Origin of the sequence: Stenotrophomonas sp. Ste96, from assembly GCF_024519495.1 — a bacterium.
GTDB classification, from domain to species: Bacteria; Pseudomonadota; Gammaproteobacteria; order Xanthomonadales; family Xanthomonadaceae; genus Stenotrophomonas; species Stenotrophomonas bentonitica_A.
Genome location: NZ_JALJRX010000001.1, coordinates 187,079 through 212,588, shown reverse-complemented (window position 1 = coordinate 212,588; position 25,510 = coordinate 187,079). Strand labels below are relative to the sequence as shown.

At 67.0% G+C, this 25,510-nt stretch carries 22 protein-coding genes; 10 read left to right on the top strand and 12 right to left on the bottom strand.

Annotated features, from left to right (window positions below; translation table 11 throughout):
- Both OC373_RS00955 and OC373_RS00950 read right to left on the bottom strand, forming a co-directional pair.
- Positions 1-237, bottom strand: a complete 237-nt coding sequence (locus OC373_RS00955; protein ID WP_019185061.1) for a hypothetical protein — start codon at positions 235-237, stop codon at positions 1-3.
- Entirely contained in the window at positions 234-1,001 is a 768-nt protein-coding gene (locus OC373_RS00950) for a YggS family pyridoxal phosphate-dependent enzyme (RefSeq protein WP_261996814.1), read from the bottom strand. Before OC373_RS00950 ends, OC373_RS00955 begins: the two co-directional genes overlap by 4 nt.
- Before the next feature lie 88 nt (positions 1,002-1,089).
- Here OC373_RS00950 and ptsJ point away from each other — a divergent pair, with 88 nt between their 5' ends.
- Complete coding sequence (gene ptsJ, locus OC373_RS00945) at positions 1,090-2,418, top strand: transcriptional regulator PtsJ (RefSeq protein ID WP_261996813.1); 1,329 nt, start codon at positions 1,090-1,092, stop codon at positions 2,416-2,418.
- On the opposite strand, the gene OC373_RS00940 is transcribed toward ptsJ, so the two are convergent.
- From OC373_RS00940 to OC373_RS00915, 6 genes are all read right to left on the bottom strand, one after another.
- Entirely contained in the window at positions 2,385-2,891 is a 507-nt protein-coding gene (locus tag OC373_RS00940; protein WP_019185064.1) for a hypothetical protein, read from the bottom strand. The genes ptsJ and OC373_RS00940 overlap by 34 nt on opposite strands.
- Before the next feature lie 110 nt (positions 2,892-3,001).
- Positions 3,002-6,103, bottom strand: a complete 3,102-nt coding sequence (locus tag OC373_RS00935) for an error-prone DNA polymerase (protein WP_261996812.1) — start codon at positions 6,101-6,103, stop codon at positions 3,002-3,004.
- Positions 6,100-7,515, bottom strand: coding sequence for a DNA polymerase Y family protein (locus tag OC373_RS00930; protein ID WP_261996811.1), 1,416 nt, complete (start codon positions 7,513-7,515; stop codon positions 6,100-6,102). The genes OC373_RS00935 and OC373_RS00930 overlap by 4 nt, the downstream gene beginning before the upstream one ends.
- Positions 7,516-7,524: 9 nt before the next feature.
- On the bottom strand, positions 7,525-8,142 hold the full coding sequence (gene imuA / locus OC373_RS00925; protein ID WP_019185067.1) for a translesion DNA synthesis-associated protein ImuA: 618 nt from the start codon (positions 8,140-8,142) through the stop codon (positions 7,525-7,527).
- A 256-nt stretch (positions 8,143-8,398) separates the two neighbouring features.
- A complete protein-coding gene (locus tag OC373_RS00920) occupies positions 8,399-8,833 on the bottom strand; it encodes a glyoxalase (RefSeq protein WP_070425312.1) in 435 nt (144 codons plus the stop codon).
- Positions 8,755-10,095 carry an MFS transporter gene (locus OC373_RS00915; protein ID WP_261996810.1) on the bottom strand — a complete coding sequence of 447 codons (1,341 nt, stop codon included), beginning with the start codon at positions 10,093-10,095 and terminating at the stop codon, positions 8,755-8,757. The genes OC373_RS00920 and OC373_RS00915 overlap by 79 nt, the downstream gene beginning before the upstream one ends.
- A gap of 75 nt (positions 10,096-10,170) precedes the next feature.
- Between OC373_RS00915 and OC373_RS00910 the strand changes: the two genes are divergently transcribed.
- Entirely contained in the window at positions 10,171-10,614 is a 444-nt protein-coding gene (locus OC373_RS00910; protein WP_261996809.1) for a helix-turn-helix domain-containing protein, read from the top strand.
- 268 nt (positions 10,615-10,882) lie between these two features.
- Positions 10,883-13,702 carry a glycoside hydrolase family 3 C-terminal domain-containing protein gene (locus OC373_RS00905; protein WP_261996808.1) on the top strand — a complete coding sequence of 940 codons (2,820 nt, stop codon included), beginning with the start codon at positions 10,883-10,885 and terminating at the stop codon, positions 13,700-13,702.
- Positions 13,703-13,740: 38 nt separating this feature from the next.
- On the opposite strand, the gene OC373_RS00900 is transcribed toward OC373_RS00905, so the two are convergent.
- Positions 13,741-14,637: a LysR family transcriptional regulator gene (locus OC373_RS00900; RefSeq protein WP_261996807.1), complete on the bottom strand. Its 897-nt coding sequence runs from the start codon at positions 14,635-14,637 to the stop codon at positions 13,741-13,743.
- A 106-nt stretch (positions 14,638-14,743) separates the two neighbouring features.
- On the opposite strand from OC373_RS00900, the gene OC373_RS00895 reads away from it, so the two are divergent.
- From OC373_RS00895 to OC373_RS00885, 3 genes are all read left to right on the top strand, one after another.
- The gene (locus OC373_RS00895) at positions 14,744-16,099 is read left to right on the top strand and encodes an MFS transporter (RefSeq protein WP_261996806.1); all 1,356 of its coding nucleotides are present in this window, start codon (positions 14,744-14,746) and stop codon (positions 16,097-16,099) included.
- Positions 16,096-16,491, top strand: a complete 396-nt coding sequence (locus OC373_RS00890) for a DUF4440 domain-containing protein (RefSeq protein ID WP_070425307.1) — start codon at positions 16,096-16,098, stop codon at positions 16,489-16,491. Before OC373_RS00895 ends, OC373_RS00890 begins: the two co-directional genes overlap by 4 nt.
- A gap of 99 nt (positions 16,492-16,590) precedes the next feature.
- Complete coding sequence (locus OC373_RS00885; RefSeq protein ID WP_261996805.1) at positions 16,591-18,486, top strand: CocE/NonD family hydrolase; 1,896 nt, start codon at positions 16,591-16,593, stop codon at positions 18,484-18,486.
- Positions 18,487-18,711: 225 nt separating this feature from the next.
- On the opposite strand, the gene OC373_RS00880 is transcribed toward OC373_RS00885, so the two are convergent.
- Both OC373_RS00880 and OC373_RS00875 read right to left on the bottom strand, forming a co-directional pair.
- Positions 18,712-19,161 carry an SMI1/KNR4 family protein gene (locus OC373_RS00880; RefSeq protein WP_261996804.1) on the bottom strand — a complete coding sequence of 150 codons (450 nt, stop codon included), beginning with the start codon at positions 19,159-19,161 and terminating at the stop codon, positions 18,712-18,714.
- An 812-nt stretch (positions 19,162-19,973) separates the two neighbouring features.
- Positions 19,974-21,068, bottom strand: a complete 1,095-nt coding sequence (locus OC373_RS00875; protein WP_070425304.1) for an alkene reductase — start codon at positions 21,066-21,068, stop codon at positions 19,974-19,976.
- Between the two features lie 208 nt (positions 21,069-21,276).
- On the opposite strand from OC373_RS00875, the gene OC373_RS00870 reads away from it, so the two are divergent.
- Complete coding sequence (locus tag OC373_RS00870; protein WP_070425303.1) at positions 21,277-22,035, top strand: SDR family NAD(P)-dependent oxidoreductase; 759 nt, start codon at positions 21,277-21,279, stop codon at positions 22,033-22,035.
- Between the two features lie 50 nt (positions 22,036-22,085).
- On the opposite strand, the gene OC373_RS00865 is transcribed toward OC373_RS00870, so the two are convergent.
- Complete coding sequence (locus tag OC373_RS00865) at positions 22,086-22,505, bottom strand: hypothetical protein (RefSeq protein WP_261996803.1); 420 nt, start codon at positions 22,503-22,505, stop codon at positions 22,086-22,088.
- A gap of 269 nt (positions 22,506-22,774) precedes the next feature.
- Here OC373_RS00865 and OC373_RS00860 point away from each other — a divergent pair, with 269 nt between their 5' ends.
- The 3 genes from OC373_RS00860 (at position 22,775) to lldP (ending at position 25,508) form a co-directional block, all read left to right on the top strand.
- On the top strand, positions 22,775-23,233 hold the full coding sequence (locus OC373_RS00860) for an MgtC/SapB family protein (protein WP_019185078.1): 459 nt from the start codon (positions 22,775-22,777) through the stop codon (positions 23,231-23,233).
- On the top strand, positions 23,230-23,664 hold the full coding sequence (locus OC373_RS00855) for a VOC family protein (protein ID WP_019185079.1): 435 nt from the start codon (positions 23,230-23,232) through the stop codon (positions 23,662-23,664). The genes OC373_RS00860 and OC373_RS00855 overlap by 4 nt, the downstream gene beginning before the upstream one ends.
- Before the next feature lie 185 nt (positions 23,665-23,849).
- The gene (gene lldP / locus OC373_RS00850) at positions 23,850-25,508 is read left to right on the top strand and encodes an L-lactate permease (RefSeq protein ID WP_261996802.1); all 1,659 of its coding nucleotides are present in this window, start codon (positions 23,850-23,852) and stop codon (positions 25,506-25,508) included.
- The last annotated feature ends 2 nt before the right edge of the window (positions 25,509-25,510 follow it).

Sequence of the window (25,510 nt, the reverse complement as noted above, 5' to 3'; positions counted from 1 at the left end):
TCAGGGCGCAGGCATGTCCCGGTACACCGGCTCGCTGCTGAGCACCTTCAGTCCGTCCGGCCCACTGTGCAGCAGCCGTTGCTCCCCGATCGCCTGTTGCCACTGCAGACGGAAACCGTCCGCATCGGGGAGTCGGGCGGCCAGCGCGATGAGGTGCTCGCGGGCCTGCGGGCCCTCGCTGTCGAACTGGCCCCAGCGTTGATCGTGGCAATGGATGATCAAGCGATAGTGGCTCATGCCGGGCTCGGCCAGTAGAGGCTGTCCGGGGTGGAGCGCGCACCGAAGATGGCCTGGCCGACGCGCACGACGGTAGCCCCTTCTTCGATGGCGATCTCGACGTCGCCTGACATGCCCATGGAGAGTTCCTCCAGGCTGATGCCCGCCGGCAGCGTGGGGCGCAGCCGCTCGCGCAGGTCGCGCAGTCTCGCGAAGCACGGCCGTACCTGTTCCGGATCGGGCGAGAACACTGCCAGCGTCATCAACCCGCGTACGCGCAGGTTGGAGAAGGCCGGCAGCTGCTGCACGAAATCGGCGACCTCGATCGGGTCCAGGCCGTACTTGCTGTCCTCGCCGGAGGTGTTGACCTGCACGAACACGTCCAGCGTGCGCTGCTCCAGTTCCAGCCGCTGATCCAGTGCCTGTGCCACGTGCAGGCTGTCCAGCGCCTGGAACTCACTGGCGAAGCGCGCCACGTCGCGCGCCTTGTTGGTCTGCAGGTGGCCGATCACCGACCAGCGCAGGCCGGGCAGGTCGGCCATGGCCGCGGCCTTGCGCTGGGCTTCCTGCACCTTGTTCTCGCCGAGCTCATGGCAGCCGGCGTCCCACGCCATGCGCAGGCGGGCTTCATCGACGGTCTTGCTGACCGGCAGCAGCCGTACGCTGGCCGGATCGCGGCCGGCCAGCGCGCAGGCGCGGGCGATGCGTTCGCGGACCGCCTGCAGGTTGTGGCGGATCTCGTCGACAGTGGTGGCCTGGGGCCAGGTGGGGGCAGCGATGGGCATGGGGAGCTCCGGAAGCGGGGACGGCTGCAAGGCGGCAGCGCACGTGCAACACTGCCCCGTGACGATGAGCATATTGGCATAGGACAAAATGAAAATCACCGGCCAGACCGCCAGTGCGGTGTTCGAGAGCATCCGCCAGCAGATCCTCAGTGGCGCGCTGGTGCCCGGGCAACTGCTGCCCCCGGTCCGCGATCTGGCGCTCGCACTGGGGATCAACCGCAACACGGTCGCGTCGGCCTACAAGCGACTGGACGCGGCCGGTCTGGCCCAGACCCAGGGCCGGCGCGGCACCGTGGTCAGTGCACGGCCCAGCCCTGGGGCGCAGGAGGGCACGCAGGCGGGCTCGGCACTGCACGATCTGGCCAGTGGCAATCCGGACCCGCGCTGCCTGCCGGACCTGCGTGCGTTGTTGCCGGCGCGGCCGCCACGCCTGTATGGCGCAGCGACGATCGATCCGGTGCTGGCTGAACTGGCGCATCAGCAGCTGGCCGCGGATTGTCCGGCCGGCTATGCGCTGGAGCTGGCGCACGGCGCGGTCGATGCGATCGAACGTGTGCTGGCCTGCTGGTTGCTGGCCGGTGATCCCGTGGCGGTCGAGAACCCGTGTTTCCTCGGCAGCCTCAATACGATGCGTGCGGCCGGCTACGACGCGGTGGCGGTGGCGATCGACGACGAGGGCATGCAGGCCCAGGCGCTGGAACAGGCGCTGGCCGCCGGCGCGCGGGCGGTGCTGCTGACCCCGCGTGCGCACAATCCCACCGGCGCCAGCCTCAGCCGGCGACGTGCGCGCGCGCTGCGCCAGGTGCTGGAGCGCTACCCACAGGTGCTGGTGCTGGTCGATGACCATTTCGCATTGTTGTCCCGGCAGCCGTATCACGCGGTGATTCCGCCAACGACCCGGCGTTGGGCGTTGCTGCGCTCGCTGTCCAAGTCATTGGGGCCGGACCTGCGCCTGGCGTTGATTGGCTGTGATGCCGAAACCGCAGCCCGGTTACGCCTGCGGATGGCACCGGGTACCGGTTGGGTCAGCCATCTTCTGCAGGACGCGGCGGCCGCGGCGCTGGGGTCTGGCCGGGTGGCAGCGCGGATGAAACGGGCCGGGTATGATTACGTGGCGCGCCGGGAGGTGCTGCGGCAGGCGCTGCGGGCCGAAGGCATCGCGGTGGGCGCGCAGATGGATGGGTTGAACCTGTGGCTGCCGCTGCAGTGTGACAGCCAGCCGCTGGTGATGGCCCTGGCCCAGCGCGGCTGGCAGGTGCGCGGCGGCGAAGTGTTCTCGGTCCACACGCCGGTGCACGGGGTGCGGATCACCACCGCCACGCTGACCGCGACCGACGCAAGGCGCTTCGCCCGGGATCTGCGCGAGGCGCTGGCCGCCGGGGTTCAGGGGGCAGCGGCAGCGTTGGGGCTGACGTAGTGCGACTGTTCGTCCTCGTTGAGGAAGATCAGTTCCGGCTTGCCCTGCCAGGAGGTCAGCATCGCACCGGTGCTGTTCTGGTGTTTGACCACCAGGGTCGCGCCGCGGTCCGGATTGGCGGTGACCTTGAACACTTCGGTGGTGCCGCTGGCATCGTCCAGGGTGAGGATGGCCTCGTCACCGACATCGGCGGTGCCGTAGCCGCCACGCTCGGAACCGTCGGCACCCAGCAGGATCAGGCCCGACAGCGGTGAGGCGCGCGGCCCCTGGGTGACCCCTTTGGTGAGTGGATCGGGCACCGGTGCGCCGAGGATCACCCGCGCCTGGCCGCTGGCATCGCGGATCACCAGGCCGCGTGCGGTGATGACGCGCTCATCGGACTGGCTCTGGTGCAGGCGCAGCGCGGTCCAGCCGGAGACGGCCAGGGCAAGGCTGGAGACGACCAGCGTGGTAAGCGTCAGGGCGCGCGACATGGGTTCTCCGGATCCTTGGAAGGTTGCGACCATAGCGGATAGGCCGTTGACGGCACCAGTCGGAAAATTCTGGAATTACCACCAGACCGTGAACCCGGTCACGGGATGGCTCAGCGGAAATCGCGGCTGTGGGTACGCACCCCATCGATCAGCGTATCGATGTTGTGCATCTGGCGCACGATCAGGTGCTGCACGCCGTCCACGCGTTCCAGGCGGCCATCGATCTGCATCATCCGGGCTTCGACCAGCACGCGGTGCTGCCGGTCGGCGATCTTGCGCCAGACCACCGCGTTGACCATGCCGCATTCGTCTTCCAGGGTGAGGAAGGTGACCCCGCTGGCGGTCTGCGGGCGCTGGCGCATGCGTACCAGCCCGGCAAAGCGCACGCTGCGCCCATGTGGCAATGCGGCCAGTTCGTCGGAACGGTGGCAACGGCGCTGACGCAGCTGGCTGCGGATGAAGGAGACCATGTGCCGGCCCAGCGTGGTGCCGGTGGTGTTGTAGTCGGCCTGCATGTCCTGGAAGGCGCTGGGCAGCGGCAGTGGCACGGCGGCTTCGGTGGTGGCACGGGCGGTCTCGAACAGCGGCAGCGGCTTCTCCACGCCGGAGACTTCCCAGCGCGCGCGATGGCGATGGCCGCTCAAGCCCTTGAGTGCGCCGGCATCGGCCAGCAGGCCTTGATGGCGACGGTCCAGCCGGGCGCGCTGGCTCAGGTCGGCGACGCTGTCGAAGGGCGCGCGGGTGCGTGCCTGCACCACGCCGGTGGCGACATCTTCGCTGAAGCCATCGATCAGGCGCAGCCCCAGCCGGATGCCGAACGGCCGGCCCGGCGAGGCGGGAGGCACCAGCGTGCAGTCCCATGCGCTGTAGCGCACATCCACCGGCAGCACCGGCACGCCATGGCGGCGCGCGTCCTGCAGGATCTGGTCCGGGGTGTAGAAGCCCAAGGGCTGGCTGTTGATCAGGCTGGCGGCAAACGCGGAAGGGTGGTGGCACTTGAGCCAGCAGCTGACATAGGTGATCAGCGCGAAACTGGCCGCGTGGCTTTCCGGAAAGCCATAACTGCCGAAGCCCTTGATCTGGTCGAACAGGCGCTCGCCATAGTCGCGGCTGTAGCCATTGGCGGCCATGCCGGCAAGCAGCTTGTCGCGGTGGGGTTCAAGCCCACCGTGGCGTTTCCACGCCGCCATCGAGCGGCGCAGTGCGTCGGCCTGCCCGGGGCTGAAGCCGGCGGCGGCGACGGCCAGCTGCATCACCTGTTCCTGGAACAGCGGCACGCCGAGGGTGCGCTTGAATACCTTCTCCAGGGCGGGCGGGTAGTCGATCTCTTCGATGCCTTCTTCCTTCAGCCGCTTCCGTCGATTCAGATACGGGTGGACCATGTCGCCCTGGATCGGGCCCGGGCGCACGATCGCCACTTCGATCACCAGATCGTAGAAACAGCGTGGCTGCATGCGCGGCAGCATCGCCATCTGCGCGCGCGACTCGATCTGGAACACGCCCAGGGTATCGGCGCGGCAGATCATGTCGTAGGTGGGCGCATCGCCCTGCGGAATCTTCGCCATGGTCATCGGCGGTCCGCCATGCGCTTCCAGCATCGCCAGGCATTTGCGCACCGCGGTGAGCATGCCCAGTGCCAGGCAGTCGACCTTCATCAGGCCGGTGACGTCCAGGTCGTCCTTGTCCCACTGGATCACGGTGCGGTCGGCCATGGCCGCGTTCTCCACAGGCACCATCGTGGACAGCGGATGTTCGGAGATCACGAAACCGCCCGGGTGCTGGGACAGGTGGCGCGGGAAGTCGACCAGTTCACTGGTCAGCGCCACCACGCGCCGCATCAACGGGGTCTCCGGATCGAAGCCGCGTTCGCGCAATGCCTCGGGCAGCGGCTCGTGGCTGCTCCAGCGGTCCAGGCAGGCGGCCAGTTCGTTGACCTGGTCCGGCGGCAGGCCCAGCACCCGCGCCACATCGCGCACCGCGCTGCGGCCACGGTAGCTGATCGCCACGGCGGTCAGTGCCGCACGCTCGCGACCGTAGCGGTTGAACACGTACTGCAGCACTTCCTCGCGGCGTTCGTGTTCGAAGTCGATGTCGATGTCCGGCGGCTCGTCGCGCTCGGCGGAGATGAACCGTTCGAACAGCAGCTCCATCTCGCTGGGATCGATCTCGGTCACCCCCAGCACGTAGCACACCGAGGAATTGGCGGCCGAGCCGCGGCCCTGGCACAGGATCTGCTGGCCGCGCGCGAAGCGCACGATGTCGTGCACGGTCAGGAAATAGGACTCGTACTGCTTGGTATGGATCAGCGCCAGCTCGTGTTCGATCTGGTGGCGCTGCCGGGGCGTCTCGCCCGCTGGCCAACGCCATTGCATGCCTTCTTCCACCAGTACCCGCAGCCAGCTGGCCGGGTCGTGGCCGGCCGGCACCAGTTCGCGTGGGTAGGTGTACTGCAGTTGCTTGAGATCGAAGTGGCAGCGCTCGGCGATGCGCAGGGTTTCGGCCAGCAGTTCGGGTGGGTAGAGCGTGGCCAGGGCCTGGCGGGTGCGCAGGTGGCGCTCGCCGTTGGGGAACAACCGCCAGCCGGCTTCGCCGAGCGTGCAGTGGTGGCCGATCGCGGTGAGGGTGTCCTGCAGCGCGCGGCGGCGGCGCACATGCATGTGCACATCGCCGCTGGCCACCAATGGAATGCCCTGGTCGCGGCCGAAACGACGCAGGCGCTGCAGGCGCGCGCGGTCGTCGGCCTCGCGGTGCAATTCAACCGCCAGCCACAGCCGCTGCGGGAAGCAGACCTGCAGCCACTGCGCATCCTCGATGGCCGGGGCAGGTGCCGGCCACAGGCACAGCAGGCCGGCGTGCAACTGCTCGATGTCGCTGCGCAGGCAGCGGTACTCGCCCTTGGGTGCACGCCTGCGGCAGGTGGTGATCAGCTGGCACAGCGCGGCGTAGCTGCCCTGATCGGTGCACAGCAGCACCAGTTTCGGGCCGTCTTCCAGTTGGAATTCGGCGCCGGTGATCAGGGGCAGCGCGTGCTTCTGCGCGGCCTGCCAGGCGCGCACGATGCCGGCCAGCGAGCACTCATCGGTGATCGCCAGCGCGCGGTAGCCCTGGCCCTTGGCACGCGCGAACAACTCCTCGGCGATGGACGCGCCACGCTGGAAACTGAAGGCCGACAGGCAATGCAGCTCGGCGTAGTCGGGCAGGGGCGCGCTCATGCGAACCAGCCGTGCAGCATGAACGGCCCGCTGCGTGCATCGGCGGCGGTATACGCCCACCCGCGTTGGCCCTGCGTGGTTTCCACCACGTAATAGTCGCGGCGGATGTCCCCGGCATCCCACCACCCCGATTCGATCCGTTCCGGTCCGGACAGGATGCGCAGGTGTGGATCCTGCAGCGCCTGCGGCTGGGCCAGCAACCAGCCCGGGCGCATTGGCAGCGGCGGCGGCGGTGCTTTGGGGGCGCCCCTGGCATCGCCGGTCGCGCGTTCGGGCCGATGGTCGGCGCGCAGCCCCAGCCCCTGCACGGCATCATCGCCGAGCCGGGCACGCAGGCGTTCGCGCAACTGCTCCCACGGCATCGCCTGCTGCGGGCGCGGGTCGAAAAGATCGCGTGCGGCCGGGACGAACGGCGGCAGCTGCTCGGCCTGCAGGCGCAGGCCACGGCTGCCGGCGGGCAACTGCAGATGATCGACGCGGTTGCGGGCCAGTTCGAACAGCATTGCCGGTTCGCGTTCGGGGGCGAGCAGGCCGATCGAGAGCCGTGTGTCGGGGTGGTTTTCGTGTTCGAACCACAGGTCGAACTGCAGCACGCCGCCATCGCGCGAGCACAGGAACGCGGCCAGGTCGGCGGTCAGGCGCCGCAGCGGGAACAGCATCGCCTGGGTGGACTCGACCTCGTACTCGAACTCGATGCGCGCATCGAAGCGGTCCGGTGGCTGGAAATAGCGCAGCGGTGGCGTGCTGATACCGCGCAGTGCATCCAGATGCGCAAGGACCTGCGGTGGAAAGCGCCGGGCCAGGCTCTCGCGCGGCAGGCCGAACGCGGCGCCCAGCGTGCGCAGGCCCGAGCGCGCGAGCACCGTGACCGCCTCGGCCGGCAACCCGCTGCGTTCGATCGGCACCTGGGCCAGGGCCGCGTCCAGCTGGGGTGCAGCCACGCCGAGCCGGCCATGCACGCGGGCCAGCACGCTGGCGGCATGCGGATTCGGTGCGGCCACCAGCCGATGCCGGAAACCCAGTTCGGTCAGGCCACGGGTGAGCCGCTGCTCCACCTTTGGCCAATCACCGAACAGCGCGCGGCTGGCCCGGATCTCCAGCGCCATCGCATGCGGGAAATCCAGGCTGACCTGCGAGCTGATGCCGTACAGCCAGCTGGCCAGCAGCTGGCGGGTGGCCTGCTCGGCGCGTGGGTCGTACTCCACGCTGAGCATGTCGCGGGTCAGCACCTGCGCGGCCGAGAGCAGCATGCCGCGGCGCAGCCCGCGCTGCCGGGCCGAGGGGCTGACCGCGTGCAGCACGCGCCGCTGCGCCGGGCCGGTGACCAGCACCAGCGGCGCGTCCGGGTCCGGTTGCTGGCGCAGGGCGGCATCCAGCGCCAGGTGCGGCAGCAGCAGGCAGGCCCAATCCACAGCGGCGGCTCAATGGGCCACGGCCAGCGGCAGCGGCTGCGCCGGTGCCAGCCCGCCACGGCACTTGAGCACCCGCACCTGGCCATCGTCGAGCTGCAGGCGCAGCGCGGCCGGGGAGGGATTGCGCGCATGCCGGGCATCGCGGAAGGAAAAGCCCAGGCACTGGCCGGTTTCAGCGGCCACCTGCAGCCGGCGCAGCGCGCGGTCATCGGCCTGCTGCGGCCAGCACAGCACTGCGGCGCAGGCTGCCGAGCGCAGGCATTGTTCGGCCGCCCACAACGCATCGCGCGGGCTGGCCTGGACCACCTGCACCTGGCTCAGTGCCAGCCCGGCACGTGCCCAGGCCGGGGCATGCGGCAGGTGCGGCGGGGCGATCAGCACCACGGTCTGCTGTTGCTGGCTCAACCGCGCCAGGGTCGGCCAGACCAGCGCCAGCTCACCGACCCCGGGCGAGGCCAGCAGCACTTCCGACAGGGCCGAGGGCGGCCAGCCACCACCGGGCAGGCGGGCATCCAGTGCCGGGTGGCCGGTCGGGTGCGGCGCTACCTCGGGGAACGCCGTACGCGGCTGCCCCCGCCAGACCCGGCGGGTTTCCAGCAGCCGGTCCAGGGCCAGCACGGCGCCCATCAGCGGGCCTCCCGGCAGGGCTGGAGCAGGCGGAAACGGGCGGGAAACAAGGGCATGGCGGCGAGTATCGGCAGCACGCGTGTCAAAGGCTGAGACCGACAATCCTACCCGCAATTAGTAAAAATGCTAACGAATTCGACAGCCGGATTCCGAACCGGTTGAGGGTGCTGAATGCTTCAGCGAGAGCATCCACGCATGGCGTGGATCTACACGGGAGGGGGGCTGGGCGCCCTGTCGATGTACACCGAGCGGGGTCTTAGCGCCCCTGCGGATCAGGCCGGTGGTGCACGTACTCGACCACGGTACCGTCCGGATGCACGGCGTTGAAGGCCGCGCCGGTCGGTACGACCTGCAGCGGGAAGATGATCTGCGCCCCGGCCGCCACCAGCCGGTCGTAGTACGGCTGCACGTCATCCACCAGCAGCGTGCCGGTGGTGGAAGTGAACGGGGCCAGCTTGTCCGGCGCGCCTTCGATCAGCAGGAACGCCCCGACCATCGCCAGGCGCAGGCCGGCCTCGGGGAACGGGAAACCCGCATCGGCCACCACGCCCTGCAACTGCTCGTAGAACGCCACCCGCGCTTCCAGTTCGCCCGGGCCGACGAACACCCGGATCAGCACCCGCGGGCTGCGTTGCCGGGAGGTGTCGTTGCGGTCGCGCCAGAGTTGATCGAAGTGGCGGTGTGGGGGCATGCGGTCGCTCCGGGACGTGAGCGGTCATTATCGATCCGCGATCCACCGGGAACCGGGCTGGGCTCATGACCACCGGTGATGGTGTGATAACCCCGCATCGCCCACCACGCCAGCAGTGCCAGCAGCGAGACGGCAGCGCCGGCCATGCACACCCCGGGCCAGCCGAAGGCGGCATACAGCGCACTGCCGGCCAACGCGCCCAGCCCGCTGCCTGCCGCGTAGAACAGCATGTAAGCGGCGATCCCCTGTGCCTGCGCGTGCGGTGCGGCGGCCAGGATCCGGCTCTGGTTGGTGACGTGCAGCGCCTGCACGGCCAGATCGAGCAGCAGCACGCCCAGCACCAGCCAGCCCAGGTGATGGGACATCGCCGCGATCGGCGCCCAGCTCAGCAGCATCAGCCACAGGGCCCCGGTGGTGACCCGCCCGGCATGGCCCCGGTCACTCCAGTGCCCGCTGCGGGCCGCGGCCAACGCACCGAGCAGGCCGACCAACGCGAAAGCGCCGATGGCGGTGTGGCTGAGGGCATAGGGTGGCGCGCTGAGTGGCAGGCTCATGCTGCTCCAGAACACCCCGAACACGGTGAACAGCAGCAGGCCCAGCACGCCGCGCTGGCGCAGCACCGGCTGCTGCCGCAGCAGCGCGAACACGCCGGTCCGCGCGTCGTGTGCGGCCGACACAGGCAATCGCGGCAGCCGTGCCCACAACAGGGTGCCGGTCACGATCATCAGCACTGCCGAGAGCAGGTACACCGCGCGCCAACCGCCCAGATCGGCCACCGCCCCGGCCACCACCCGTGCCAGCAGCAACCCGACCACCACGCCTGCCTGTGCGGCGCCGACCACCCGGCCACGCTCGTGCTCGCCCGCCGCGGCGGCGGCGTAGGCAATCAGCCCCTGGGTCATCGCGGTGCCGAGCAGGCCCACCGCCAGCATCCCCAGCAGCAGGCTCCAGGCCTGCGTGGCCAGCGCGACGGCCAGCAGCGCCAGCACCAGGCCGCCGGTCTGGACCGCCATCAGGCGGCGGCGGTCCATGCGGTCGCCCAGCGGCACGATCCATAACAAGGCGGCGACCGAACCGAGTTGGGTCGCCGCGATCACCGTGCCGATGCGGCCGGTGCTGATCTGCAGGTCGGCAGCCAGGGCGTCCAGCAGGGGCTGGGCGTAATAGACATTGGCCACGCTCAGGCCGGCGGCGCAGGCGAACAGCATCAGCAGGGACGAGGGGAGCGGGGAGGGGGAAGTGCCGGATGCGCTGGTCGCCATCATTAGGTCTCAAAATAGAACCAGTTGATTCTGCAGGATGTGGTTCTAAAATGAAACTATGAGCGGAGAATCCTGATGGCCACCGAGTCGATGACAACCTGCCCGGTCGGGCGCGCGCTGGACCTGGTCGGCGACCGCTGGTCGCTGCTGATCGTGCGCGAGGCGTTCGATGGGGTCGGGCGCTTCAGTGATTTCCAGCGCCGCCTCGGGATGTCGCGCAGCATGCTCAGCCAGCGCCTGCAGGCCTTGCTGGAGGCCGATGTGCTGGCGCAGCAGCCGCTGGAGGAGGGGCGCAGCTACCAGCAGTACGTGCTCACCGAACGCGGCCGCGCGCTGTTCCCGTTGGTGGTGGCGCTGCGGCAGTGGGGCGAGGCCTTCCTGTTCGCGCCGGGCGAGCCGCGCTCGGTGCTGCAGGCCGACAGCGATGGCCTGCCCTTGGCACTGATGCAGCCGCGTGACCAGCATGGGCAGGTGGTGGCGGCTGCCGGCACCCAGGTGATCAAGCCGCCGTCGCCCTGATTCGGGCCGGGTTTCGCCGTCTCAAATGTAAGCATCCTGTTGACAGGCATGAACACGCTCGGACACTCTTCCGGGGTGAGGTGCCGGCAAGGGCCTCCCGGGTGGTGCGGCTGTCACGACGGGCGGAGGGGCCTGGACGTAGCCGCCATCGCCTTGCGTTGTAAACGGTTCCGCGCCCCTGCGCGTGGTTCCCGCCGATATGGCGCTGCACCCTTCTGCGGCAAGACTCCCTGGATTTATTGCGCAAGCAAAGGTGTTTCGTCCGCTCATGAAAACGATTTCAAAGCCCCTGGCCCTGACGGCCGCCATCGCGCTCTCGCTGAGCGCTTCTGCCTGGGCCGCTGCCCCGGCCGCCACCACCGACGCGTTCACCGTATTGACCCTGGAACAGACCCCGGGTGAGCTGGATGCGGCCGTGGTCGCCGCACAGCTGGAACAGCTGCAGGTCGATGCCGTGACGGTGCGCAACGTGGAGCGCCGCTCCGACCGCGTGGATCCGCTGCAGGGTCTGGCCGATGCGCTGGGCTATCACTATCGTTTCGTGACCGCCGATCCGGCCGCCGCGCAGCAGACCGGCAGCGTCGTGCTGACCCGCCTGCCGATCGAGGCCGAGTCGGGCACCGAACAGCCGTCGCTGAATTACCTGCGCCTCAACGATGGCCGCCATGTGGTCGCGCTGTACACCAGTGCCGCCGATGCCGCGGCGCTGCCGCCGCTGGTCACCGGCTCACGCCTGGGCGCACCGGCCGTGCTGCTGGGCGCGGTGAGTGCCGATGCGGCCACCACCGCCGGCTTCGATCCGTCGCGTGTCGCGCTGGAAGCCAACGAAAGCTACTTCAGCGATGGCTTCCAGTCGGCTACCTCGGCCGCCATCAAGCTGCGCACCCATGACGGAAAGAAGGGCACCACCGCGGCCACGCTGCTGACCCTGGGCTACACCGCGCCGGTCGGTGGCGATACGCCATGGATGGACACCGGCCTGAACGCCGATGCCCGTGCCAAGGCACTGGTCGCGCAGATGACCGTGGACGAGAAGTTCCAGATGCTGCACAGCTACTTCGGGCTGGGCAAGGACGGCGGCCCGTTGCCCGAAGGTGCGGTCGGTTCGGCCGGCTTCGTGCCGGGCGTGCCGCGCCTGGGCATTCCGGCGCAGCAGTCGGCCGATGCCGGCGTCGGCGTGACCAACCCGGGTGGCCTGCGCAAGGGTGACCATGCCACGGCGATGCCGTCCGGCCCGTCCACCGCATCGAGCTGGAACCCGGACATCGCCTTCGCCGGCGGTGCCACCATGGGTCGCGAAGCCTGGCAGCAGCGCTTCAACATCCTGCTGGCCGGCAGCGTCAACCTGCAGCGCGACCCGCGCAACGGCCGCAACTTCGAATACGCCGGTGAAGATCCCCTGCTGGCCGGCGTGCTGGTGGGCGAGTCGATCCGCGGCGTGCAGAGCCAGCACGTGATCTCCACGATGAAGCACTTCGCGCTGAACGACATGGAGACCTCGCGCAATTTCCACAGCGCCGAGATCGGCGAGCAGGCGATGCGCGAATCGGACCTGCTGGCGTTTGAAATCGCCATGGACATCGGCAAGCCGGGTTCGGCGATGTGCTCGTACAACCGCATCAACGGCACCTACGGCTGCGAACACGATTACCTCATGAACGAGGTGCTCAAGCAGGAATGGAAGTTCCCCGGTTTCGTGATGTCCGACTGGGGCGGCGTGCACAGCGGCTCCAAGGCGGCGCTGGCCGGCCTGGACCAGCAGTCGGCCGGTGAAGTGTTCGACAAGGCGGTCTACTTCGATGAGCCGCTGCGCCTGGCCGTGGCCGGTGGCGTCGTGCCGCAGGCGCGCCTGGACGACATGGTCGGCCGCATCCTGCGCACCATGTTCGCGCACGGCAACTTCGACCTGCCGCCGGTGCACGAGCCGATCGATGACGAGGCCGGCTTCCTGGCCGCGCAGCGCACCGTCGAAGAAGGCAGCGTGCTGCTGCGCAATGCCGATGACCTGCTGCCGCTGGGCAAGGATGTGCAGCGCATCGTCATCATCGGTGGGCATGCCGACAAGGGCGTGATCGGCGGTGGGGGTTCCTCGATGGTGGGCTGGACCGCCCGCGGCACCAATGCGGTGCCGGGCGTGATGCCGACCACCTGGCCGGGCCCGGTGATCTTCCACCCGTCCTCGCCGCTGGAAGCGCTGCGCGCCGAGCGTCCGGATGCCCGCATCGATTACGTGGATGGCCGCGATGTGGCGGCCGCCGCGCGCGCTGCCGCGGCCGCGGATGTGGCCATCGTGTTCGCCACGCAGTGGTCGGCCGAGTCGGTCGATCTGCCGCACATGCAGTTGCCGGACAACCAGGACGCGCTGATCGCCGGGGTGGCCAAGGCCAACCCGAAGACGGTGGTGGTGCTGGAGACCAATGGCCCGGTCGAGTTGCCGTGGCTGCAGCAGGTGCCGGCCATCCTGCAGGCCTGGTATCCGGGTATCCGCGGTGGCGAAGGCATCGCCGCGCTGCTGACCGGCAAGGTCAATCCGTCCGGCCGCCTGCCGGTGACCTGGCCGGTGGATGTCAGCCAGCTGCCGCGCCCGCACGTCAACGGCCTGGGCTTCAACCCGAAGAACAAGCCGGATGACACCATCGACTACGACATCGAAGGCGCCAACGTCGGTTACAAGTGGTTTGCCGCCAAGGGCCTGACCCCGCAGTACGCGTTCGGCCATGGCCTGTCTTACACCAGCTTCGGCTACGACAACCTGACGGTGGTGGTGGAAGGCCAGCGCGTGGTCGCCAGCGTGGACGTGCGCAACACCGGCAAGGTCGCCGGTGCGGATGTGCCGCAGCTGTACCTGCAGCTGCCGCAGGGCAGCACCACCCCGATCCGCCTGATCGGCTTCCAGAAGGTGACGCTGCAGCCGGGCGAAAGCCGCCGGATCCGCATCGAGGCCGAGCCGAAGACGCTGGCCAGCTTCGACACCGCCGACAAGCAGTGGAAGATCGCCGGTGGGCAGTACGAAGTGCAGCTCTCGCGCGCGGCCAATGCACCGGTGCAGCGCGTGCCGCTGGAGCTGGCCGGGCAGGTGGTCCGCTGAGCTGACGGGCAGGGCACGACCGTGGGTCGTGCCTCCGGTCACCCCGGCAGGTGCTCGCGCAGGTGCGCCAGCAGCAGCCGGACCCGGCGCGAGGGCTGGGCGGTGTTGGGAAACACCGCATACACCCCCTGGCGCGGGAAGCGATGACGGCGCAGGATCGGCAGCAGCCGGCCCTGCGCCAGATCGTCATCGATCAACCAGTGCGGCAACACGGTCGCGCCGGCCCCGGCCAGCGCGAACGCCCGCAGGGTGGAGGCGTTATCAACCGTGACCACCGCATGGGCGGGGTTGCAGGCAAACAGCTGGTCGCTGCCATCGGGCGCCACCAGTGGGAGATCCGCCAGGCGCGGATAGCCCAGCCTTGGCAGCGTGCGGACCCAGTCCGGATCATCTCGCGCGGCCTCATCGGGCAGCGTGGCCAACAACGACGGCGAGGCGACCGCGCACAGTGCGTGTTCGTCCAGCAGGGTCGCGCGCAGCTGCGAATCCTGCAGGCGCCCCAAGCGGATGGCCAGATCGAACCGCTCGGGAATCAGGTCCGCCGGCGCCGGTGAGGTGGACAGGTGCAGGCGCAGCTCGGGATGCAGGGCGCGGAATGATTCCAGCACCGGCACGACCCGGGCGATCGCATATTCCGGCGTGGTGGTCAGGCGCAGCGTGCCGCGCAGTTGCATCTGTTCGCTGCGTGCTTCCTCGATGGCGAGCTCGGCAGTGGCCAACAGCGCCGTGCAGTGCTGGTAGAAGCGTTCACCGGCCTCGGTCAGGGCCAGGCTGCGGGTATTGCGTACCAGCAGGGTCACGCCCAGTTCCTGTTCCAGCCGCTTGAGGTTGAAGCTCACCACGGCGCGGCTCTGGCCGAGGCGCTGTGCGGCAGCGGTCAGACTGCCGGCATCGACAATCGCCTTGAAGGTCTCGAAGCGGTCCAGGCTGACCATGGGGGCGCTCTGACTGTCAAAAATGGTTTGACAGTCTTGCATCCGGTTGCCCGTTTATCCAGCCGCCGCCAACGCGCATGCTGCCGCCTCGACATCGGAGCGCGCCATGACATACCGGGCCAGAGTGGAAACGCTGTACCTGCTGGGATTCTCGCTGGATCTGGTGAACATGTTCATCGGCACCGTGGCCTATCCGGCCATCGCCGCGGAGCTGCAGGCCTCCGTACCGCAGCTGGCGTGGATCGGCAATGGCTACATGCTGGGCCTGACGCTGGTGATTCCACTGGGCAGTTGGCTGGCCGCGCGCCTGGGCGAGCGCCGGGTGCTGTGCCTCTCGCTGGCCCTGTTTACCGTGGGCGCCGTGCTGGCAGGCACCGCGCCGAGCATCGCGTGGCTGATCGCGTGGCGCCTGCTGCAGGGGCTGGGCGGTGGGCTGTTGATTCCGGTGGGGCAGGCGATGGCCTACCGCGAATGCCCGCCGGCCGAGCGCGCGCGCCTGACCGCGCGCATCATGGCGGTGGCGCTGCTGGTGCCGGCGCTGTCGCCCACACTAGGCGGCCTGCTGGTGGAGTGGGGCTCGTGGCGCGGCGTGCTGCTGGTCAGTGTGCCGCTGGCCGTGCTGGCCTTCGCGCTGGCGGCCGCGTGGGTGCGCCCGGGTGCACCGGTGGCCGTGCCGGCATTGGACCGGCGTGGGCTGCTGCTGGGCTCCGTGGGCCTGAGCGCGTTGCTGGTCGCGCTAGGCCTGCTCGCAGCGCCGGGGCAACGGATGCTGGGCGCGGGCCTGTTGGTGGTCGCCACCCTGGTGCTGGCGCTGTATGCCCGCAGTGCGCGCCGGACGGATCATCCGGTCCTGCAGTGGTCGTTGCTGCGGCATGCGTCGCTGCGGCTGGCGATGACGGTCTACCTGCTGGTGCCCGGGACCTTCATCGGCACCCAGCTGGTGGCGACGTTGCTGCTGCATGGGCAAGGCTACGGCGCCGCCGCCATCGGTGGCTTCATGCTGCCGTGGGCGATCGCCTCGGCCTGTGCGATCGCCACGGCACGGCACTGGCTGCCGCGCATCGGGGCGCGCCCACTGCTGAGTGCCGGGATGGGATGCCAGGCCGTCGGTATCGTGCTGCTGATCGCCGTGCAGGCCCAGCAGCCCTGGCTTCCCGTGCTGGCCTTCGCGCTGATGGGCCTGGGTGGCAGCCTGTGCAGCAGCAGCGCCCAGACGCTCGCCTTCCAGAGGCTGGCCGATGCGGAGCTGCTGCCGGGCAGCGCGCTGTGGAATCTCAACCGCCAACTCAGCTTCTGCCTGGCCGCCGCGGTGCTGGCCTGTGTGCTGGCGGTGCTCTCTTCGGTGACGTGGGATCACGCCTTTGCACTCACCCTGGTGCTGGCGGCGGCCATGAGCCTGCTGCCGCTCCTTCCCTTGTGGCGCCTGCCGGCGTCCGCCCTTTCCTTGAGAACCTCCCCATGAATGACACCTTTGCTTTCAATGAGATCCACGACCTGCATGTGCTGATCGAAGACTGGTTCACCGGCCGCTCGCCGGTGGCGGCGCTCGATACCCTGCTGGCCCGTTTCAGCGAGGACTTCAGCATGGTCGGCATCCGTGGTGTCCGCCTGGACAAATCCACGCTGGCCGGCTTCTTCGCTGCCGCGCATGGCAGCCGGCCGGGATTGCGCATCACCATCGATGCAATGACGTACCTGCCGCTGGGCACGGGCGCATGCGCGGTGCGCTATCGGGAAGGCCAGAGCGACGCACAGGGCACCGGCAATCGGCGCGAGTCCTTGGCCATTCTTGTTGGCGGCACCGACGGCATGCTGCGCTGGCAGGCTTTGCACGAAACGGTGGTTGGCGGCTGAATGGGGACGAAGGCCCTGCGCCAAGCCAATCGGCATCTACCGGTGCGGGCCGGGCAGCGCTAGGCTCCGGACGTTGCCTTCACTGCCGGGAGAGAGCCCATGCGTGTGCGTGTATTGCCAGTTGCGCTGTTGAGTCTGATGGTCGCCGCCAGTGTGTCGGCGCAGACCTCGCCGATGACCCCGGACATTCCGGCCAAGGGCTTCGTGACCCCCACGGCGCAGGACAACTACGACAAGCGCGTAATGATGGTGCCGATGCGTGATGGCACGAAGCTCTATACGGTGATCGTGGTACCCAAGGGCGCCAGGAATGCGCCGATCCTGCTGACCCGCACGCCCTACGATGCGGCCAATCGTGCCAAGCGCATGGATTCGCCGAACATGCGTGACATCCTGCCGCAGGGCGATGAAGTGTTCGTGGATGGCGGCTACATCCGTGTGTTCCAGGACATCCGCGGCAAGTACGGCTCCGAGGGCGACTACGTGATGACCCGCCCGCTGCGCGGCCCGCTCAACAACACCAAGGTCGACCACGCCACCGATGCCTGGGACACCATCGATTGGCTGGTCAAGCACGTGCCCGAAAGCAACGGCAAGGTCGGCATGCTGGGCTCGTCCTACGAGGGCTTCACCGTGGTGATGGCACTGACCAACCCGCACCCGGCGTTGAAGGTGGCCGCGCCGCAGAGCCCGATGATCGATGGCTGGATGGGCGACGACTGGCTCAACTACGGCGCGTTCCGGCAGGTCAATTTCGGCTACTTCACCGGGCAGTTGGCCAAGCGCGGCAAGGGCCCGGCGATTCCCAGCGTGGGCTATGACGATTACACCACCTTCCTGCGTGCCGGCTCGGCCGGTGACTACGCCAGGGCCAACGGGCTGGACCAGTTGCCGTGGTGGCACAAGCTGATCGAACACCCCAGCTACGATGCGTTCTGGCAGGAACAGGCGCTGGACGCGCGCATGGCCAGGACCGAACTGAAGGTCCCCACGATGTGGCTGCAGGGCCTGTGGGACCAGGAAGACATGTGGGGCGCGGTGCACAGCTATGCGGCGATGGAGCCGCGTGACACCGGCAACACGCTGAACTATCTGGTGATGGGGCCGTGGCGGCACAGCCAGGTCAACTATGACGGCAGCAGCCTGGGCGCATTGAAGTTCGAGGGCGACACCGCGCTGCAGTTCCGCCGCGATGTACTCAAGCCGTTCTTCGATCAGTACCTGGTCGATGGCGCGCCCAAGGCGCAGACACCGCCGGTGTTGATCTACAACACCGGGGAGAACCACTGGGACAAGCTGCAGCAGTGGCCGCGCAGCGCGGCGCAGTCCCGGCCGCTGTACCTGCGCGCGGGCGGCAGGCTGTCCTTTGAAGCACCACAGGCGGGGGAGGCCACGTTCGAGGCGTATGTATCCGATCCGGCCAAGCCGGTGCCGTTCGTACCGCGCCCGGTGCGGTTTGCCGACCGCGATATGTGGACGAGTTGGCTGGTGAAGGACCAGCGCTTCGTGGATGGTCGCCCCGACGTGCTCACCTTTGTCAGCGAGCCGTTGACCGAGCCGCTGCGGATCGGTGGCGCGCCGCAGGTCAATCTGCAGGCAGCGACGAGTGGCAGCGACAGCGACTGGGTGGTGAAACTGATCGATGTGTATCCGGACCAGACCCCGTCGACGCCGGAGATGGGCGGCTACGAGCTGTCGGTCTCGATGGCGATCTTCCGTGGCCGGTATCGCGAAAGCTTCAGCGACCCGAAGGCGATCGCGAGCAACCAGGTGCTGGATTACAAATTCGGCCTGCCGACCGCGAACCATGTGTTCCAGCCGGGCCACCGGGTGATGGTGCAGGTGCAGTCGAGTCTGTTCCCGCTGTACGACCGCAACCCGCAGACGTTCGTGCCGAACATCTACCTCGCCAAGCCGGGCGATTACCAGAAGGCAACGCAGCAGGTCTGGCATTCGCCGCAGCAGGCCAGCTTCATTTCGTTGCCGGTGTACTGAGTCCTGACCGGCATTACCCACCTCCAGAACGGCGAGGCTCTACAGTGTGGGGTCTCCAACCCGCAGCAGCAATGCAGGCAACAAGCAAAAGTTGACAAGAGGTAAAGGCACCATGACGTACTAGCGGGCAGCCAGTGCATCACTCAAAAAGACATCAAGAGAGTAGGAGAACACGCAATGCCATGGTCATCATTGCGTCGGTCCAGACGGCAGGCAGCGACCGGATCAAGGGAATAGATTCCGGTTCGTGATGTCGCCAGAAAGATATTTGCGCAGTAATGTTGAAAAATCCGGCGCGACCTCCTTCATGCATGAAGTATCCAAGTCGCCGAGATCCACGGCTGCGACCGTAGGGCTGAGCCCGGTTCGGTAGTCGAGGGCCAGCAGGGTCGGGCCCCCGTCGGTGCCAAATCCAACCACGTCCGGCCCCAGGTATCTTTGCACCTGGTAGCCCTGATTGAGTGGGACGATCGCGGCAGGCTCCCACAACTGCATGTACCCCTCAGGAAAGCACCCTTGGCCGCCGCCAGACCACAGCAGGAACGCCTTGAGGTCAGTCGGCAATGCCCGCCCCAATGCCTCTTCAAGTGGCCCCAACCCTTGGGACGGGCGGTTGTGCGAGGGGTGCCAATATGGCCGAATAACGTAGATTAGGTCATCGACACACTGCGGCATGGGTGTGAGTCTGCACATGTTGAAAGGCGAGCTTCATATCCGGCGGTGCCGTTGGGCAGGCGGAGGACTGGTGGCATATTTTTGGGGGCTGAGCTATGACGGTAAGTTGCGACACATGATCCATGGGGCCAAAAACAATTTCTTGGTTTTGATGAGTGCGAGCGATTCGATAGACACTGGCCGTGCCTCGATCCGAGCTGTTTCCAAGTACATACCGGGCGCCTAGCGTGAGTCGAGTACCTGATCAGATTTATAAGATCTATTCAGGGCAACCTTCCATCGAGAAATGGAAGGTGAATGCTGCTTGGAGCCATCGAATTTCAATCGGGTTTAGTACAAGTCTGACGTCGAGTGCGACCCGATGTAAGTGGCGACCACGACACCTGCACCGCGTTGAGCGCGGCTCGCAGACATTCAAAGAACCCTCGGCGGTGAAGGCCTTCGCGTTGGTACGCTTCGCACTCGGCGCGAACGAGGCTTTCCCATCGGGCAGTCGGCTTGTATGTAGGGCGCAGCCGACATGCCATAGGTTCAGTGAAGCACGATCTTCCGGTGACGCGTATGTACGCACCGATCACGGTCTGGCCCTGGCTCCAGATGCAGCGCGTGCCGGGCGTAGCGTGCTGTCTGCATTGCATCGTTCATCGACAGGCGACAGCGTGCGGTTTCGCCTTGTCCGATGCACTCGATGAAAAGGATGCTGGTGGTAGCTGAGCCGTTGTCGTTGGAAGGTGGCGCGCAGGTGAAAATGCGATGCGCCGCCGATAATGGCCGGAGGCGCATGGACATCTTTCCACCAATCAGCGAGCCGATCAGCCTGAAACGCTTGGATAATCGGTGTAGCCGTGCGCGCCACCGCCATAGAGCGTGTCCTTGTCCAGCTCGGACAGCGCCACGCCCAGACGGAAGCGCTCGACCAGATCGGGATTGGCGATGAAGGGACGACCGAAGGCGACCATGTCGGCATAGCCGGAGGCCACCGCCGCTTCGGCACGCGCCTGGTCGTATCCGTTGTTGGCGATCCATGCGCCCTTGAACTTGGCGCGCAGCGCGGCGTAGTCGAAGGCGATGTTGTCGCGCGGGCCGCCGGTCGCGCCTTCGATCACGTGGATGAAAGCGAGCGGGCCGATGGCATCCAGGCGCTCCACGGCGCGTTCGAACAACGGCTGCGGGTTGGAGTCGGCAGCGTCGTTGGCTGGCGTCACCGGCGAGAGACGTACGCCGGTGCGTTCTGCACCGATTTCCGAAACGATCGCGCTGACCACTTCATCCAGCAGGCGGGTGCGGTTTTCGATGCTGCCACCGTATTCGTCGGTGCGCTGGTTGCTGCCATCACGCAGGAACTGGTCGATCAGATAGCCGTTGGCAGCATGCACTTCCACACCGTCGAAGCCGGCCGTGATGGCGTTGCGTGCGGCCTGGCGATAGTCCTGGATCAGGCCGGGAATCTCGTCCAGGCGCAGGGCGCGCGGCTCGGAGACATCTTCAAAGCCCTTGGCGGTGAAGGTCTTCGCATCGGCGCGCAGGGCACTCGGCGCCACCGGTACCTCGCCCTCGGGCAGCAGGCTGGTGTGCGAGATGCGGCCGACGTGCCACAGCTGCAGCACGATCTTGCCACCGCGCGCGTGCACGGCGTCGGTGACCTTTTTCCAGGCATCGATCTGGTCCTGGCTGTAGATGCCGGGCGTATCCAGATAGCCCTGGCCCAACGGACTGATCTGGGTGGCCTCGGCGATGATCAGCCCGGCGCTGGCGCGCTGTTCGTAGTACTGGATGGCCAGAGGATTGGGAATGCGGTCCTTGATGGCGCGGTTGCGGGTCAGCGGTGCCATCGCGACGCGGTTGGCGACGTCGATGGCCCCCAGACGGGTGGGGGAGAACAATTGGCCGTCAGTGGAATCTGTCATGGGCTTACCTTGGGGGAGGGCGACCGCCAGCGGCGGATGAAAGAAAGGATGTGGGCGTACGACCCCGAGCATAGGGGCAGGTGCGTTGCAGCGATGGGAAGGATTGTTGCGGAGCACGCTGTGCACGTTCTGTAACGTTTTCGCGGCGTATGGTCGAGGCATGGGCAGGCAGTGCCCGCAGCCTTATTCCAACCCGAGGAACAACGCGATGATTGATTATCAGCTCAAGGGAAAGGTCGCCATCGTCACCGGCGGCGTCTCCGGTATCGGCCTGGCCGTGGCCGAACTGCTGGCCGATTCCGGCGCGGCGGTGGCGGTGTGGGATCTCAAGGCCGACGCCGTCGAGAAGACCGCCGAGGCGCTGCGCAGCAAAGGGGTGAAATCGATCGGCATCGCCTTGAACGTCACCGACGAGCACGCGGTGGAAGCAGCCGTGAAGCAGACCGTGCAGGAACTCGGTGGGCTGGACATCGCAGTGAACAACGCGGGTATCGGCGGGCCGTCGGCGGCCAGTGGCGATTACCCCGTGGATGGCTGGAGGAACGTCATCGACGTCAATCTCAACAGCGTATTCGTGTGCCAGCGGGCGCAGATCCAGGCGATGCGCAGCGCGGGCAAGGGTGGCAGCATCATCAACATGGCCTCCATCCTGGGCCAGGTCGGTTTCAACAATTCGGCGGCCTATGTCGCGGCCAAGCATGGCGTGGTCGGCCTGACCCAGACGGCGGCGTGGGAACACGCGGCGGACAAGATCCGCATCAATGCGGTGGGCCCGGGCTTCATCGCCACCCCGTTGCTGGACAAGATGGACCCGAAGGTGAAGCAGGCGCTGGAAAGCAAGCATGCGCTGGGACGCCTCGGCAAGCCGGAAGAAGTCGCCGCACTGGTGGCCTGGCTGGCCAGCGCGGATGCGGGTTTTGCAACCGGCACTTACTACGCCATCGATGGCGGTTACCTGGCCCAGTAAGCCCACCTGTAGGCCCATGCCTGGGAAGGAATCCCCGGGCATGGCCATATCTAGTCAAGTCTGTTCAGTGCCTGCCGCAAGCGAAGTAGTTCATCGATTACAGGCGCCTCGGGGTCTTCGATCGGCGCATCGCGAAAATGCGCCTCCAATCCTCGACGCACGGCTACAATCAAACTGGCCAGGGGCGTGTCGTCGAGTCGGGTCTTTTCGTCGAAGACCGACACCCCGTATCGACGGCGCCGAACATCCAATCGGAACGAGGAATCCACACCATTCAGGACGAACGCGTCGATGCCGTCAGCCATGCGCAACAGCCCTTCGATCAAGTCGCAAAGAGAGAGATGGATCATGTGGGCCAAGCGGGGCGATGCAGATGAGTCGATTGAACGACCGTTGACCGTCAGCCGGAAATCACCCAATTCGAAAGGGTGCAGGGGGCCTTCGGCCAGCCGAAGAACCTCGAAGCGCACTGATGGAGGACCCGGGTTGGTAATAAGGCGAGAGGGGCGAGTGGGATGCATGCGGCAAGGTTCAACCAGACCTTGCACGAGCGCAAGGGCTGGTGTCCGCAAGAGAAAAGGACCTTTGTCGGTAGTATCTTGATTTTCCTTGCCTCATAGCGGTTTCCTGTCACGTGCTCAACTGGAGCGCGCTGCGTACACATGCGCGTCACATCGCTCTTCACGACATTGCTACGTCAACAGCGCAAATCTGGTGCGAACAGTTGAGGGCGCGTTGAATGGGACTGGAACAAGATCTATCGATCCTGCTGCGGATTGCCGTAGCCATGCTGCTGGGCGCCACGCTCGGCATCGAACGCGAGATGGGCAAGCACGCCGCCGGGCTGCGCACGCACATGCTCATCGCCGGTGCAGCCGCACTGATTGTCGGCTTGGGCGACAGCATTGCCGAACACTTCCAGGAGGAACGCTACCGTGACCTGCTGCAGGTCGATCCGGTGCGTCTGATCGAGGCGGTGGTGGCCTGTGTCGGCTTCGTTGCCGCCGGCACGATCCTGCGGGGCTCGCGCGATGACCAGGTCAGCGGCCTTACCACCGCCAGTTCACTGATCATGTCCGCCGCGATCGGTATCGCGGTTGGCATCGGCGAGTATGTGATCGCTGTCGGCGTGAGTGTGTTGTGCCTGATCGTGCTGGTGGTATTCAGCCGTATCGCCAGAAAACTGGAGTCGTCATGAGCAGCGAACGTCCCTTCGAGATCCAGCGCATCGACCATGTGGTGCTGCGCGTGCAGGATCTGCCCCGCGCGGTGCGCTTCTACTGTGACGTTCTGGGCTGCACGGTCGCCCGCGAACGGCCGTCGCTGGGCATGGTGCATCTGCATGCCGGTGAGTCGCTGATCGATCTGATCAGCGTGGACGGTCCGCTGGGAATCAAGGGCGGTGCGGCGCCCGGGCGGGAAGGGCGCAATGTCGAGCATGTCTGCCTGCGCGTGGAACCGTTCGATGCCGAGCAGGTGCGCGTGCATCTGCAGGGACTGCAGGTAGAGCTCAGTGGGCCGGCCGAGCGCAATTACGGTGCCGAGGGCGATGGCCTCTCGCTGCGTCTGCGCGATCCGGACGGCAACTCGGTGGAACTCAAGGGTCGTTCCAACGACTGCGGCTGCTGAGTGGTAGGACCAATATTCGGACGTAGACCTATGGTCTAATAGGCTCGTCTCGCGTTTGGCGTTTCAATGCGGGCAGTTCCAACAGGTATTTGGTTATTGGTACTACCAATAACCACTGTTGGGACGTTCTCGGCTCGCGCGGTGCTGACCGCGCGGACCCCTGTCCGTCTTGATGAGATCCGCCGATGCAGGCCTGGCAACAACTGTATGACCCCGCTGGCAACCTCTGGCTGTCCAGCCTGATCGCGCTGCTGCCGATCGCTTTCTTCTTTGTCGCCCTGGCCGTGTTGCGCATGAAGGGATGGCTGGCCGGCACGATCACCGTGGTGATCGCGTTGGCGGTGGCCCTGCTGTTCTATCGGATGCCCCTGTCGCAGGCGCTGGCAGCAGCCGGTTATGGCTTCGTCTACGGTTTGTGGCCGATCGCTTGGATCATTCTGGGTGCGGTGTTCCTGTACAAGGTCTCGGTCAAGACCGGACAGTTCGACATCATCCGGGCGTCGATCCTGTCGGTCACCGAAGACCAGCGCCTGCAGATGCTGATGGTCGGCTTTGCGTTTGGCGCGTTCCTGGAAGGGGCGGCCGGCTTCGGAGCGCCGGTGGCGATCACCGCTGCGCTGCTGGTCGGGCTGGGCTTCAAGCCGCTGTATGCCGCCGGCCTGTGCCTGATCGTCAATACCGCGCCGGTGGCCTTCGGCGCGATGGGCATTCCGATCATCGTGGCCGGGCAGGTGACCGGGCTGGATGCATTCGAGATCGGGCAGATGGCCGGGCGCCAGCTGCCGTTCCTGACCGTCATCGTGCTGTTCTGGATCATGGCGATCATGGACGGCTGGCGCGGCATCAAGGAAACCTGGCCAGCGGTGCTGGTGGCCGGTGGTTCGTTCGCGATCGCCCAGTACCTGACCTCCAACTTCATCGGCCCGGAGCTGCCGGACATCACCGCCTCGCTGACGTCGCTGGTCTGCCTGACCCTGTTCCTGCGCAAGTGGACGCCGGTGCGCATCTTCCGCTTCGATACCGAGACCAGCGCACAAGCTGCCGCCCAGGCACTGGAGGCACCGCGCTATTCCACCGGCCAGATCGTCAAGGCATGGTCGCCGTTCCTGATCCTGACCGCGATGGTCACGATCTGGAGCATCAAGCCGTTCAAGGCGCTGTTCGCCACCGGGGGGGCGCTGGAGCACTGGGTGCTGAAGATTCCGGTACCGGCGCTGGATCAGCTGGTGCTGAAAATGCCGCCGATCGTGCCGGTCCCGACCGGCTACGAGGCGGTCTACACGTTCGATGCGGTCTCGGCCACCGGCACGGCGATCATGCTGGGCGCGGTGATCGCGATCGTGCTGCTGAAGATGCGCCCGGCCGCGGCGCTGCGCACGTTCGGCGAAACCGCCCGGGAGCTCAAGGTGCCGATCTACTCCATCGGCATGGTGCTGGCGTTTGCCTTCATCGCCAACTACTCGGGCCTGTCGGCCACGCTGGCGCTGGCCCTGGCGCATACCGGCAAGGCCTTCACCTTCTTCTCGCCGTTCCTCGGCTGGCTGGGCGTGTTCCTGACCGGCTCGGATACGTCCTCCAATGCGCTGTTCTCCGCCCTGCAGGCCACCACGGCCCAGCAGATCGGCGTATCCGAGGTGCTGCTGGTCGCGGCCAACACCACCGGCGGGGTGACCGGCAAGATGATCTCGCCGCAGTCGATCGCGATTGCCTGCGCGGCGGTCGGGCTGGCCGGCAAGGAATCGGACCTGTTCCGCTTCACGGTCAAGCACAGCCTGATCTTCACCGTGATGGTCGGCATCATCACCACGGTGCAGGCGTACTGGCTGACCTGGATGATTCCCTGAGC